Here is a 12,591-nt window from a genome sequence, read left to right as displayed (position 1 = left end):
GCCTTGGGTCCTGTGGGGCGGCTGCTGACGCTTTCGCGAGCAGGCTCGCTCCCACAGGAGACCGCGTAACCCTTGTGGGAACGAGCCTGCTCGCGAAGACGGCAGAACAGTCACCACAAGGCCAACAGAATTCAGGAACAGGTGCTTTATGACCGCAGCCAATGTTTACCAACAACGCCCAACCTCCGGGGCCAAGGCCGAGTCGTCGCTGCATCATGCCGACCTCGCCAGCCTGGTGGGCAAGGGTCGCAAGAGCGCCGGCGTGACCGTGCGCGAGAAAAAACTCCTCGGCCACCTGACCATCCGTGGCGATGGCCACGATGCCGCGTTCGCCGCCGGCGTGCACAAGGCGCTCGGCATCGAGTTGCCGGGTGCTCTGACCGTCATCGTCAAGGGCGAAACCAGCCTGCAATGGATGGGGCCGGATGAATGGCTTCTGATCGTGCCAACCGGTGAAGAATTCGCCGCCGAGCAAAAGCTGCGCAAAGCGCTGGGCGACCTGCACATCCAGATCGTCAACGTCAGCGGCGGCCAGCAGATCCTCGAACTGAGCGGCCCGAACGTGCGCCAGGTGCTGATGAAATCCACCAGCTATGACGTGCACCCGAACAACTTCCCGGTGGGCAAGGCTGTGGGCACGGTGTTCGCCAAGTCGCAACTGATGATTCGCCACACTGCCGAAGACACCTGGGAACTGCTGATCCGTCGCAGCTTCTCGGATTACTGGTGGTTGTGGTTGCAGGATGCTTCGGCCGAGTACGGCTTGAGCGTTCAGGCCTGATCACAACCCGCCATGGAGGCGAACACCTGTGGGAGCGAGCCTGCTCGCGAAGGCGGTGTATCAACAACATTGATGTCGTCTGACACGCCCTCTTCGCGAGCAGGCTCGCTCCCACAGGAAGAGGTGTTTTCATCACCGATTTTTCAGGAGTCACCGCACTATGAGCCGCGCCCCAGACACATGGATTCTGACTGCCGACTGCCCCAGCGTGCTCGGCACGGTGGACGCGGTGACCCGCTTTCTGTTCGAGCAGAGCTGCTACGTCACCGAACACCACTCCTTCGATGATCGCCTTTCGGGGCGTTTCTTCATTCGTGTGGAGTTCCGCCAGCCTGACGGCTTCGACGAGCAGTCATTCCGTGCGGGCCTTGCCGAGCGCGGAGAAGCATTCGGCATGATCTTCGAGCTGACCCCGCCGCATCACCGCCCGAAAGTGGTGATCATGGTGTCCAAGGCCGATCACTGCCTCAACGATTTGCTCTACCGCCAGCGCATCGGCCAATTGGCGATGGACGTGGCGGCCGTGGTTTCCAACCACCCGGACCTCAAACCGCTGGCCGACTGGCACCAGATTCCGTACTACCACTTCCCGCTGGACCCCAACGACAAACCGTCCCAGGAGCGTCAGGTGTTGCAGGTGATCGAAGAGTCCGGCGCCGAACTGGTGATCCTTGCCCGCTACATGCAGGTCCTGTCGCCGGAGTTGTGCCGCAAACTCGACGGCAAGGCAATCAACATCCACCACTCCCTGCTGCCGGGTTTCAAGGGCGCCAAGCCTTACCACCAGGCCTACAACAAGGGCGTGAAACTGGTTGGCGCGACGGCGCATTACATCAACAACGACCTCGACGAAGGGCCGATCATCGCCCAGGGCGTCGAAGTGGTGGATCACAGTCATTATCCCGAAGACCTGATCGCCAAGGGGCGGGATATCGAAGGGCTGACCCTGGCGCGGGCTGTGGGTTATCACATTGAGAGAAGGGTGTTTTTGAACGCCAACAGAACCGTCGTTCTTTAGATCGCCATCGCTGGCAAGCCAGCTCCCACAGGTTTTTGTGTCGTTCACAAAGTCTGTGGTTATCCCGGCCCACTGTGGGAGCTGGCTTGCCAGCGATGAGGCCCTTAAAGGCAACACAGAAACAGCATCTGTACCCGAGCACTTAACGCGCTGCCTGCCTGGGCAACGCGGATCCATAAAAACAAAACAGCGAGGTGAAAGCATGTCTGGCAATCGTGGTGTGGTGTATCTCGGCGCTGGCAAGGTCGAAGTACAGAAAATCGACTATCCGAAAATGCAGGACCCGCGCGGCAGGAAGATCGAACACGCCGTCATCCTGCGTGTGGTTTCCACCAACATCTGTGGTTCCGACCAGCACATGGTGCGCGGTCGTACCACCGCTCAAACCGGCCTGGTGCTGGGTCACGAGATCACCGGTGAAGTGATCGAGAAGGGCCGCGACGTCGAAAACCTGCAAATCGGCGACCTGGTGTCCGTACCGTTCAACGTGGCTTGCGGGCGCTGCCGTTCCTGCAAGGAAATGCACACCGGCGTGTGCCTGAGCGTTAACCCGGCGCGTCCGGGCGGTGCTTATGGCTATGTGGACATGGGCGACTGGACCGGTGGTCAGGCGGAATACGCCATGGTGCCGTACGCCGACTTCAACCTGCTGAAACTGCCTGATCGCGATCGCGCGATGGCTAAAATCCGCGACCTGACCTGTCTCTCCGACATCCTGCCAACCGGCTACCACGGTGCCGTGACGGCCGGCGTTGGCCCTGGCAGCACCGTCTACATCGCGGGTGCAGGTCCCGTCGGCCTCGCGGCTGCCGCTTCCGCTCGCCTGCTGGGTGCAGCAGTGGTCATCGTCGGTGACGTCAACACCGTGCGCCTGGCTCACGCCAAGGCCCAGGGTTTCGAAATCGCCGACCTGTCCCTCGACACCCCACTGCACGAGCAAATCGCCGCGCTGCTGGGCGAACCGGAAGTGGATTGCGCCATCGACGCCGTGGGCTTCGAAGCCCGCGGTCACGGCCACGACGGCGTGAAACACGAAGCCCCGGCTACCGTGCTCAACTCGCTGATGGGTGTGGTCCGTGTTGCCGGCAAGATCGGCATCCCTGGCCTCTACGTCACCGAAGATCCGGGTGCCGTGGACGCTGCCGCGAAAATGGGCAGCCTGAGCATCCGCTTCGGCCTCGGCTGGGCCAAATCCCACAGCTTCCACACCGGCCAGACCCCGGTGATGAAGTACAACCGCCAGCTGATGCAGGCGATCATGTGGGATCGCATCAACATTGCCGAAGTGGTGGGTGTGCAGGTGATCAGCCTGGATCAGGCGCCGGAAGGGTATGGCGAGTTTGATGCGGGTGTGCCGAAGAAGTTTGTGATTGATCCGCATAAGTTGTTTAGTGCGGCGTAAGGCTTCACGCAAACTAAAACGGCGACCTTCGGGTCGCCGTTTTTTTTGAGCCTATATTTTCACAACGCCGCCAAAGCCCCTTGATAGAGAACCGGCCCCGTCGGCTGTCCGGTCGGCGAGCCACCCTTGGGTTCAAGGCTGACCGCCAGCGCAATCGGTTTGCCAATCAGTGCTTTCTGCGCGTCGTTCAACTCAACTTTTCCCTTGCCCCCCGCTGGAATCACCCCGAGAGAAATCGGCTTGCCATCTGCCGGAATTGCCCACAACTCCAGACTGTGTTCTGGCTCTACCGCTGCCAGTGTCACCGGTTCGACTTGCAGGAAATTCTCATGAGCCCGAACCCGCAACGCCGGCTGCGCATCGGCGCTGACCAGCGTGGCGCTGTAGCGGGCGTCGTCACGGTTGTAGATCACGCCAAGGGTCACGGCGATCACCAGTGAGCACGCTGCGACTGTTACTCGCAGCCAATTCCAGAACGGACGTTTCTGCGGGACATGCAGTTCTTGCGGTTCGATCCGCGCCGTAATGCCTTGCCAGACCCGCTCCGGCACCGGCTGCTCGGGGAGTGCATCGGTCAAGCTGGCGAGGCTCTCTTGCCATTGCGCCAGTTCCACCCGCAGCGCCGCGTCTTCCAACAGCAACTGTTCGAAACGTCGGCGCGCGGCGGGGGGCATCAGGCCGATGGCGTAGTCGGCGGCGAGGGCGCGGCGTAGGGTCGGGGTCTGATAGTTCATGATTCAAGGCACCTGCGCAGGCGCTCCATGCCACGGCGGATCCACGACTTCACCGAGCCCAGTGGCGCCGCCAGGTGTTCGGCCAGTTCGGCGCATGACAGGCCCTGAAAGTACGCAACGGTGATCGATTGGCGCTGCATGCCGTCGAGGCTGTCCAGGCAGCGGTTCAGGGCGCTGGCTTCGCGGGCGCTGTTCAGCTGTTCGTCGACCGAGGGACTTTCATCCACCAGCGTTTGTTCTTCGGTATCGCTCAACGGACGGTCGCGATGTTTGCGCAACTGGTCGATGGCCTGATTTCGCGTGATGTTGATCATCCAGGTCAACGGCGCCGACAGATGGGCTTCATAGCGCGAAGCGTTGTTCCAGATGCGCACGAAGCTTTCCTGCAGCACTTCTTCCGCAAGGTCCGGGCGGCCCATGAAGCGCAGGGCCACACCGTGCAGCCGAGGACCGACACTGCGGTAGAGCGTCTCGAAGGCGCGGCGGTCCCCCAGTGAACACTGGGCCAGGAGCTGCCGGAGCTGATCGGCGTCGGCGATGGGAGTCACAGTTCTCCAGGCACACGGGTTGGGTGGTGTGAGGGCTGAGGTTAGATCACGCCGTGCAGTTGTTCCATTCACGGTCGGACACCTCGGCAAACCCGCCGACCCCGAGGCACGGGGTCGGCGGCAGGGCTCAGCTTTTCGGCATCAGCACTTTGTCGATGACCTGTATCACGCCATTGGACTGGTACACGTCATAGGTGGTGATGTCGGCGACGTCACCTTTTTCATCCTTGATGGTGATGTTGTGCGGGCCGTTCATCATTGCCCACAGCTTGCCGCCAGCAACCGTGGTGAGCTCGGTTTTACCGCCACCGGCCTTGATCTTGTCGGCCAGGGTGGCCATGTCGAGTTTGCCGGCGACCACGTGGTAGGTGAGGATTTTGCTCAGGGTGGCCTTGTTTTCCGGTTTGAGCAGCGTATCGACGGTGCCGGCGGGAAGGGCGGTGAAAGCTGAGTTGACCGGTGCGAACACCGTGAATGGGCCTTTGCCTTTCAGGGTATCGACCAGACCGGCGGCTTTCACGGCGGCGACCAGGGTGGTGTGGTCGGCGGAGTTGACCGCGTTATCGACGATGTCTTTGCTCGGCAACATGGCTTGGCCACCGACCGTCACGTTGTCGTGGCTCATGGTTGCCGCTTGCACAGTGTTCAGGGCGAATGCGCCGCCAAGGGCCAGGGTCAGCAGGGTGGCAATGAACGGCGTTTTGATCGAAGTGCGTTTCATGGTGATGATCCTCTGGTGGGGAATCGGCCAGGAATGTCTGTCCGTGCTTGATATACGGGCGACGGGCCAGACTGGATGCAGCGTCGAATGTTTTTTTGTGGGAGCGAGCAAGCCCGCTCCCACAGGAGGCTGGGAACAATGTTGGGGCTTGTCAGTCCAACGCACAGTTTTTCGCCGCCCATTTCCGGGCGGTTTTCATTGAGGGTGTCTGGATGAAGATTTCACGCGGTTTTGCACTGGCATCGCTCATGACACTGGCGGCCAGCCCGGTCTTTGCCCAGTTCAGCCTGAGCGATGCGGCCAATGCCATTTCCGGGATGAATGGCGGCAACGCGGCCACGCAAGCGGCGCCGACTTCAGAGACAGCCGATTTGCTGGGTGCGCTGAGCGAATTGAACGTGACGCCGGAACAAGCCATCGGCGGCGCCGGGGCGATGCTCGGTCTGGCGAAGAATCAGTTGAGTTCGACCGACTACTCGGAACTGGCCAAAAGCGTGCCGGGGATCGACATTCTCTCGGGTGGCGGTGAACTGGGGGCGATAGCCGGCTTGCTCGGTTCGACCGGCAAGGCGGCGGGGCTGGATAACGCCTTGGGCAACGTCAAGAATACCAATGACCTGAACAATGCCTTCACCACGCTGGGCATGGACAGCGGCATGATCGGCCTGTTCACCCCGGTGATCCTGCAATACCTCGGTCAGCAAGGCGTCGCGGGTCCGCTGCTGCAAAGCCTGGGCGGGATCTGGGGCGCCGGAACCGGGAGCTGATCAGCGACTTTCGGCGCGCAACGCGTCGATGCGTTGGTCTTTCTCCGTCCAGAGCTGGTTGACCCAGTTCTGGACCTGTTCACGAAACAGCGGATCGTTTTCGTAATCGCCTTGCCACAGCGCCGGGTCAAGTTCGCGGGTCTTGATGTCGATGATGACCCTCGGCACGTTGCCGCTGATCAAATCCCAGAAGCCCGGAATCTCTTGCTGCGGATACACGACCGTCACGTCGAGGATGGCATCGAGCTGTTCGCCCATTGCCGCCAGCACGAACGCCACGCCGCCCGCCTTGGGTTTGAGCAGGTGGGTGAACGGCGATTGTTGCTGGGTGCTCTTGGCGCTGGTGTAGCGCGTGCCTTCCAGGTAATTGACCACGGTCACGGGCTGGCGCTTGAACAGCTCGCAGGCTTGTTTGGTGATCTCCAGGTCCTTGCCGGCCAGCTCCGGGTTTTTCGCCAGAAACGCCTTGGTGTAGCGCTTCATGAATGGATAATCCAGCGCCCACCACGCCAGGCCCAGGAACGGCACCCAGATCAGCTCTTTCTTGAGGAAGAATTTGAAGAAAGGCGTGCGCCGGTTCAGCGTCTGGATCAGCGCCGGGATGTCGACCCAGGATTGATGGTTGCTGATCACCAGGTACGACGTGTCGCCGCGGAGATCGTCACCGCCACGAATGTCCCATTGGGTAGGGATGCACAGGCGGAAGATCAGCTTGTCGATCTCGGCCCAGGTCTCGGCGATCCACATCACCGCCCATGAGGCGTAATCACGAAAACGGCCGGGCAGGACCAGTTTGAGCAGGGCAAACACCATCAACGGCCCGAACAGGACCAGAGTGTTGAGCAACAGCAGCAGGGTGACGAAACAGCCGGTGAGCAGGCGGCGCATGGGCAACTCTTGGAAACGTTTGGGCGCGCCATGATAAGTGGCTTCGGGCGGCAGGCCAAATCGGCTGATGACGAATGTTTCACTTTAGTGGCGGTAGGCTGGAGTGAAGATGTCATGTCCAGATGCTCGGGTGAATGTACTGGCCTCTTCGCGAGCAGGCTCGCTCCCACAATGGAATGCATACCCCTGTGGGAGCGAGCCTGCTCGCGAAGCGATCTGAAGAGCGAACGATTTTCTGGCTGACTGTCTAAAATCCCGCTGCCCATCTCTCAAGGACAACGATCAAGTGAAATCCCTCCTCGCACTGCTGTCCCTCATTGCCCTGCCTGTCCTGGCCGCCGAACCGACCCTCTACGGACGCTACGAATACATCGCCCTGCCGGAAATCGGCGGCGAAGTGCTCAAGGCCAAGATGGACACCGGCGCTTTGACTGCATCGCTGTCGGCCAAGGACATCGAAACCTTCACCCGCGATGGCGAAGACTGGGTGCGTTTCCGCCTGGCCACCAAGGATGCGAGCAATAAGGTGTACGAGCACAAGATCGCGCGGATCAGCAAGATCAAGACCCGCTCCGAAGAAGACGAGGATGAAGCAGCAGCGCCCACCAAGCGGCCGGTGGTTGATCTGGAATTGTGCCTGGGCAACGTCAAGCGCACGGTTGAGGTCAACCTGACGGACCGCAGCAGCTTCAATTATCCGTTGCTGATTGGGGCCAAGGCGTTGCGTGAGTTTGGAGCGGCGGTGAATCCGGCGCGGCGGTTTACGGCGGATAAGCCGGACTGCTGATTTCAAGTAGCGTTTGACTTGTTGCCGCGACCGGCTCCCACACTCGACTGCGTTCCCTCATTAAAATACGGTCAAAAGTGGGAGCGGGCTTGTTCGCGAAGAGGTCGGGACTATCCGTGATTATTTAAACTTTCGGCATCGTCGCAATCATCGAAGGCCGCTGACTCACCTCGAAATACCACGCCGCCAACTGCGGATTCGCCGAGCGCCAGTCCAGATCCGGGTGGCGCAAATCCAGGTACCCCAACGCACAGGCCACGCTGATCGCCGCCACGTCGAAATGGCTGGTCAGCTCGGCAATCGCGTCTTTTTCCAGCAGCGCCAGGGTGCGGCGGATTTTGTCGCGCTGGCCGTCGAGCCAGGCGTCCCAGTGTTTTTCCGGGGCGCGCAGGGCGACTTCGTAGCGCACCAGTACGGCGGCATCCATGATCCCGTCGGCCATTGACGCCAGTGTCATGCGCCGCCAGCGGGCGGAGCCTTCGCGGGGGATCAGCGGGTTGCCGACGTGCTGGTGGTCGAGGTAGTCGAGGATCACCCGGCTGTCGTGGATGACATGGCCGTCGGCCAGGCGCAGGGCGGGAATTTTGCTCAGGGGGTTGTCGTCGATCAGCGCCTTGTCGGGATCGACCGGCGTGAGCACGCAGTTCTGCAGGGCCACGCGGTCCTGTTGACCGGTTTCGTGCAGCAGCACCATGACCTTGCGGACGAAGGGGGAAAGGGAGTTGTGGTACAGGGTCATGCTCGGGGCGGACATGGCAGGGTCTCGATCGGTGGCGGAGTCGAGGCAGCATAGCGTGTTGAGGCGATTGCTCAATATCCCTTGTGGGAGCGAGCCTGCTCGCGAAGAGGCATCACATTCAACATCACTGTTGACTGATGCACCGCATTCGCGAGCAGGCTCGCTCCCACAGGTTTCCCACAGATTTATCCGGGTTTAGTGGCGTTGGAGGAGGCGGCGCAGGGCGAGGGCGGCGGGGATGCCCAGGCCGAGCCAGCTCAGGGCGTCCCATATGCCATCGCCGAGCAGAGCGGCAAACAACCCCGCCGCGCTGAACAGGGCGATGACGGTGGGCGTGCCGAAGACCTTCCAGAAATTCGACTGTCGGGGTTTCATGCCACGCTCTCCGTTTTTTCCAGCACGGGCCTGGCGGCCTTGCGCCGCACCACCCACAGGTAAACGCCACTGCCGAGCACGATGATGGTCAGCACATCCAGGGTGGCCCAGAGGATTTTCATCGGCATGCCGCCGTAGTCACCGAAATGCAGTGGCTGCGACATGCCCATGGCGTCCATGTACCACGGGCGCTCGGCCACGGCGGTGACTTGCAGGGTGCTGGCGTCGATCAAGACTGGCGTCAGCAGGTGTGACGTCAGGTGTGTGCTGCCCTTCATGAATACCGCGTAATGGTGCTCACTGGAGAATCGCGTGCCGGGGAAGGCGATGAAGTCGGGTTGCATGTCCGGCGCAACCTCCCTGGCGATGTCGAGCAAACGCGTGGCCGGTGCCAGTTGTGTCAGCGGCGGCACGTCGCGGTAGGGTGCGACCATGGCGCTGAGGCTGTCGTTGCGCCACGCGGCGATCAGCAGGTCGGCGCAGGCACTGATGACGCCGGTCACGCCGACCACCAAGGCCCAGGTCAACGTCACCACGCCGATCAGGTTGTGCAGGTCGAGCCAGCGCAGGCGGGTGGATTTGTCCTGGCGCACGGTGGCGAAATTCAAGCGGCGCATGAACGGCAGGTACAACACGGTGCCGGAGATAATCGCGACGACAAACAGTAAACCCATGAACGCCAACCACAACTTGCCCGGCAGTTCGGCGAACATGTCCACGTGCAAGCGCAACATGACCATCATGAAGCCGCCATTGGCCGAGGGCATCTCCACCGCTTCGCCGGTACGGGCGTCGAGCATGAAGGTGTGGGACGAATTTGGCTCGGTGCCGGCCGTGGGCGCCATGATCGCAATGGCGCCATTGGGCTCGTCTTCGTCGAAGCCGAAGTACTGCATGACTTCGCCGGGACGATGCATTTCAGCCGCCTGCACAAGCTGCTGCAAATTCAGATGCGGAGTGTCCGCCGGCATTGGCTGCAACTCGGCGGCATCGCCCAGCAGGTGATCGATCTCGTGGTGGAAGATCAGCGGCAGACCGGTCACCGCCAGCAGCAGCAGGAACACCGTGCAGATCAGGCTGGTCCAGGTGTGGACGAAGGACCAGCGGCGAATTGTTTTACTTTTCATTTAATAGCCTCCAGAAATACCAAAGCCGTCCTCGAAGGACGGCCTGGGTACCGGGCGTGTCAGATCAAGCCGTTACCACTTGTAAGTGGCACTGGCGACGACACTGCGTTGGTCGCCGTAGTAGCAGTAGAAACTGTCACAAGTCGAGATGTAGTCCTTGTCGAACACGTTGGTCGCGTTCAGCGCCAGCGAGGCGCCCTTGAGGCTGTTGTCCAGGCGACCGAGGTCGTAATGGACCGCCGCATCGAACACGGTGTAGGCATTAGCCTTGCCTAGCTCGGTGTTGGCCTGGTCGCCGTAGGTGTTGCCGGTGTAGCGGGCGCCGGCACCGAGGCCGAAACCGTCCAGCACGCCGTTGTGCCAGGTGTAATCGGCCCACACCGAGGCCAGTTGGTTTGGCATCAGTTGCAAGCGATTGCCTTTGAAGGTGCCATCCTGGACTTCGGACTTGGCCAGGGTGTAAGCCGCGATGAGCTTGAGGTTTTCGTTCACGTCGGACACCGCTTCCAGCTCCAGGCCTTTGACCTTCACTTCACCGGTCTGGCTGGTGATCGAGACGCCGTCGGCGTTGGTGGTGGTGACGGAGACGTTTTTCTGGGTCAGGTCGTACACCGCCGCGGTCAGCAAGGTATTGCTGCCAGGTGGCTGGTACTTGATGCCCAGTTCCCACTGTTTGCCTTCGGTCGGCTTGAACGAGTCGGTCGGCGAAGCCGTGGCATTGCTGGTTGGCTGGAACGACTCGGCGTAGGACAGATAAGGCACGACACCGTTGTCGAACACATAGCTGATGGCGGCGTTACCGCTGAAGTTCTTGTCGCGCTCGGTGTTGGTGGCGTCGGCGTGGTTGAAGAACTTGGTGCCGGTGTGGACCCAGTCCTCGCGGCCACCCAGGGTCAGGCGCCATTGGTCGAGGGCCATCTGGTCCTGGACGTACAGGCCGGTCTGATGGGTTTTCTGATCGTAGTCATAGAACGCCGACGAGCGTGGCGGACGAACGATCGGCTGCCCGTAGATCGGGTTGAGCACGTTGGTGGTCAGGCCATCACCGAAGATCGACGTGAAGTTGGTGTTGTTGCGCTGGTGATCGAGGCCGATCAACAGGGTGTGCAGGATGTCGCCGGTAGCGAAGTCGCCCTGGAAGTTGTTGTCCACGGCGAACTGGCTGATGTCCTCGTCGACACTGGTGCTCGTGCGGCCAACGTTGCCATTGGCGTCGACCTGGGTGAACGGATAGGCGCCGGGCGTGAGGGCCTGGAAGGACAGGTCCGTTTTGGTGTAACGCAGGTTCTGCCGGAACTGCCAGACATCGTTCAAGCGATGCTCGAAGGCGTAACCCAGGGCGTAGTAAGTGCGGTCGTAGAATTCCCAGTCCGGGTCGCCCAGGTTTTTGTGGTGGGAAATTTCACCCAGTGGCGAATGGATACGGGTGCCCTGGATCGGCAGGAACTGGCTGGTGATGCCGGTATCGTCGCGAGTGAACTGCGTCAGCAGGGTGAACCGGGTGTCTTCGTCGATGTTCCAGGTCAGGCTGGGTGCAATGTTGTAGCGTTTATTGTCGATGTGGTCGATCTGGGTGTCGCTGTCGCGTACCACGCCGCTCACGCCATAGAGGAATTGACCATCCTCGTCGATCTTGCCGGTGCTGGCGAAGTTGATCTGGCGGTAATTGTCGCTGCCGTATTGGAGCTGGATTTCATTGCTCGATTCAGCACTGGGACGGCGGCTGACCATGTCCAGCAGGCCGCCCGGAGGGGTCTGGCCGTAGACCGACGAGGCGGGGCCGCGCAGCAGGGCGAGACGCTCCAGGTTCCAGGTTTCCTGTTTCGGGTTGGCGTACACGCCTTTTGGCAGTGGCAGGCCATCGAGGAACTGGGTCGGTTCGAAACCGCGTACGCGCAACCAGTCGGCGCGGGTGTCGCTGCCGAAGCTGCTGGCGGTGATGCCGGGCATGTAGCGCACGGCGTCGTCGAGGTTGTGCACACTGCGGTCGTCCATCTGCTCGCGGGTCGCGACCGAAATCGATCGGGGTACTTCGACCAGTGCCGTGTCGGTCTTGGTGCCGGTGGCGGTGCGCTTGGCCACATAACCTTCCACCGGGCCCCAGGCGCTTTCAGTGCTTTCCACGCCGATCACGCTGGTCGCCGGCAGGGCCATCACGCCCTCGGGCACGGCCACCAGGGTGTAGGTGCTGCCGCTCTGTTCCAGCTGCAGACCGGTGCCGCGCAAGGCTTCGCGCAGGGCGCCGGGCGCATCGAACTGGCCTTTGACCGGGGCGGACGTCTTGCCTGCGGCCAGGGAGGGGTTCAGCGACAGCGCCAGGCCGGCCTGGCTGGCGATCTGGTTCAGGGTGCTGGCCAATGGCGCGGCGGGCAGGTTATACGCACGAACGCTGGACGCCTGTTCAGCGGCGATCAGTTGACTGCTGGCCAAAGGGGTGCAAAAGGCAATGGCAACCGCCAGCAAACTGGGGCGCAACAAGGTGTCTAGCGAACGGGACATACAGCGGCTCCTGAAAGGGAATACTTCTCAATTGCCTGTGTGCCGGACGAGAATCAAAAAGTGATAGGGGTGGATGAAAATAATTTCGATTCAGTATTTTTAATAAGGCTGATGGCCCCATCGCGGGCAAGCCTTGCTCCCACAGATTTTGTATTGACCAGTCATTGTGTGCACGACCCAACATCCTGTGGGAGCAAGGCTTGCC

General features: G+C 61.2%; 13 protein-coding genes. 5 read left to right on the top strand and 8 right to left on the bottom strand.

Translation table 11 applies throughout. The features are described 5' to 3' along the window. Nucleotides 1–148: 148 nt before the first annotated feature. From LAB08_RS28020 to fdhA, 3 genes are all read left to right on the top strand, one after another. Nucleotides 149–781, top strand: coding sequence for a sarcosine oxidase subunit gamma (locus LAB08_RS28020; protein WP_096514572.1), 633 nt, complete (start codon nt 149–151; stop codon nt 779–781). Between the two features lie 160 nt (nt 782–941). After that, nucleotides 942–1,799 carry a formyltetrahydrofolate deformylase gene (gene purU, locus LAB08_RS28015; protein ID WP_096514574.1) on the top strand — a complete coding sequence of 286 codons (858 nt, stop codon included), beginning with the start codon at nt 942–944 and terminating at the stop codon, nt 1,797–1,799. 202 nt (nt 1,800–2,001) lie between these two features. After that, nucleotides 2,002–3,201 (top strand): formaldehyde dehydrogenase, glutathione-independent, encoded by a 1,200-nt coding sequence (gene fdhA / locus LAB08_RS28010; RefSeq protein WP_008057129.1) that lies wholly within the window; start codon nt 2,002–2,004, stop codon nt 3,199–3,201. 59 nt (nt 3,202–3,260) lie between these two features. Here the strand turns inward: fdhA and LAB08_RS28005 are convergent, their stop codons facing one another. From LAB08_RS28005 to LAB08_RS27995, 3 genes are read right to left on the bottom strand one after another with little or no spacing between them, the layout of a single operon-like run. Continuing rightward, a complete protein-coding gene (locus LAB08_RS28005; protein WP_096514576.1) occupies nt 3,261–3,935 on the bottom strand; it encodes an anti-sigma factor in 675 nt (224 codons plus the stop codon). Continuing rightward, nucleotides 3,932–4,555, bottom strand: a complete 624-nt coding sequence (locus LAB08_RS28000) for an RNA polymerase sigma factor (RefSeq protein WP_096514578.1) — start codon at nt 4,553–4,555, stop codon at nt 3,932–3,934. The genes LAB08_RS28005 and LAB08_RS28000 overlap by 4 nt, the downstream gene beginning before the upstream one ends. Nucleotides 4,556–4,610: 55 nt before the next feature. Next, a complete protein-coding gene (locus LAB08_RS27995; protein ID WP_096514580.1) occupies nt 4,611–5,204 on the bottom strand; it encodes a fasciclin domain-containing protein in 594 nt (197 codons plus the stop codon). Nucleotides 5,205–5,416: 212 nt separating this feature from the next. Here LAB08_RS27995 and LAB08_RS27990 point away from each other — a divergent pair, with 212 nt between their 5' ends. Then, nucleotides 5,417–5,971: a DUF2780 domain-containing protein gene (locus tag LAB08_RS27990; protein WP_096514582.1), complete on the top strand. Its 555-nt coding sequence runs from the start codon at nt 5,417–5,419 to the stop codon at nt 5,969–5,971. Here LAB08_RS27990 and yihG read toward each other — a convergent pair whose 3' ends face one another. Beyond that, nucleotides 5,972–6,859 carry a 1-acylglycerol-3-phosphate O-acyltransferase, YihG family gene (yihG, locus tag LAB08_RS27985; protein WP_096514584.1) on the bottom strand — a complete coding sequence of 296 codons (888 nt, stop codon included), beginning with the start codon at nt 6,857–6,859 and terminating at the stop codon, nt 5,972–5,974. A gap of 286 nt (nt 6,860–7,145) precedes the next feature. On the opposite strand from yihG, the gene rloA2 reads away from it, so the two are divergent. Beyond that, nucleotides 7,146–7,646 (top strand): retropepsin-like aspartic peptidase RloA2, encoded by a 501-nt coding sequence (gene rloA2, locus LAB08_RS27980; protein WP_096514586.1) that lies wholly within the window; start codon nt 7,146–7,148, stop codon nt 7,644–7,646. A 124-nt stretch (nt 7,647–7,770) separates the two neighbouring features. Here rloA2 and LAB08_RS27975 read toward each other — a convergent pair whose 3' ends face one another. The 4 genes from LAB08_RS27975 to LAB08_RS27960 form a co-directional block, all read right to left on the bottom strand. Continuing rightward, nucleotides 7,771–8,400, bottom strand: coding sequence for a glutathione S-transferase (locus LAB08_RS27975; RefSeq protein ID WP_096514588.1), 630 nt, complete (start codon nt 8,398–8,400; stop codon nt 7,771–7,773). Nucleotides 8,401–8,580: 180 nt separating this feature from the next. Further along, the gene (locus tag LAB08_RS27970) at nt 8,581–8,760 is read right to left on the bottom strand and encodes a hypothetical protein (protein WP_096514590.1); all 180 of its coding nucleotides are present in this window, start codon (nt 8,758–8,760) and stop codon (nt 8,581–8,583) included. Further along, complete coding sequence (locus tag LAB08_RS27965; RefSeq protein WP_096514592.1) at nt 8,757–9,887, bottom strand: PepSY-associated TM helix domain-containing protein; 1,131 nt, start codon at nt 9,885–9,887, stop codon at nt 8,757–8,759. Before LAB08_RS27965 ends, LAB08_RS27970 begins: the two co-directional genes overlap by 4 nt. Before the next feature lie 72 nt (nt 9,888–9,959). Continuing rightward, on the bottom strand, nt 9,960–12,386 hold the full coding sequence (locus LAB08_RS27960) for a TonB-dependent siderophore receptor (RefSeq protein WP_096514594.1): 2,427 nt from the start codon (nt 12,384–12,386) through the stop codon (nt 9,960–9,962). Nucleotides 12,387–12,591 lie beyond the last annotated feature (205 nt).

Source organism: Pseudomonas izuensis, from assembly GCF_002356535.2.
Taxonomy (GTDB): Bacteria; Pseudomonadota; Gammaproteobacteria; order Pseudomonadales; family Pseudomonadaceae; genus Aquipseudomonas; species Aquipseudomonas izuensis.
This window is presented reverse-complemented; position numbering and strand designations above follow the sequence as displayed.

Bases quoted from the DNA above. Each gene is read 5' to 3' on its own strand.
- LAB08_RS28020 (WP_096514572.1), top strand. From the start codon at position 149: ATGACCGCAGCCAATGTTTACCAACAACGCCCAACCTCCGGGGCCAAG.
- LAB08_RS27965 (WP_096514592.1), bottom strand. From the start codon at position 9,887: ATGAAAAGTAAAACAATTCGCCGCTGGTCCTTCGTCCACACCTGGACC.
- LAB08_RS27970 (WP_096514590.1), bottom strand. From the start codon at position 8,760: ATGAAACCCCGACAGTCGAATTTCTGGAAGGTCTTCGGCACGCCCACC.
- purU (WP_096514574.1), top strand. From the start codon at position 942: ATGAGCCGCGCCCCAGACACATGGATTCTGACTGCCGACTGCCCCAGC.
- yihG (WP_096514584.1), bottom strand. From the start codon at position 6,859: ATGCGCCGCCTGCTCACCGGCTGTTTCGTCACCCTGCTGCTGTTGCTC.
- LAB08_RS27990 (WP_096514582.1), top strand. From the start codon at position 5,417: ATGAAGATTTCACGCGGTTTTGCACTGGCATCGCTCATGACACTGGCG.
- LAB08_RS27960 (WP_096514594.1), bottom strand. From the start codon at position 12,386: ATGTCCCGTTCGCTAGACACCTTGTTGCGCCCCAGTTTGCTGGCGGTT.
- LAB08_RS27995 (WP_096514580.1), bottom strand. From the start codon at position 5,204: ATGAAACGCACTTCGATCAAAACGCCGTTCATTGCCACCCTGCTGACC.
- LAB08_RS28005 (WP_096514576.1), bottom strand. From the start codon at position 3,935: ATGAACTATCAGACCCCGACCCTACGCCGCGCCCTCGCCGCCGACTAC.
- LAB08_RS27975 (WP_096514588.1), bottom strand. From the start codon at position 8,400: ATGTCCGCCCCGAGCATGACCCTGTACCACAACTCCCTTTCCCCCTTC.
- fdhA (WP_008057129.1), top strand. From the start codon at position 2,002: ATGTCTGGCAATCGTGGTGTGGTGTATCTCGGCGCTGGCAAGGTCGAA.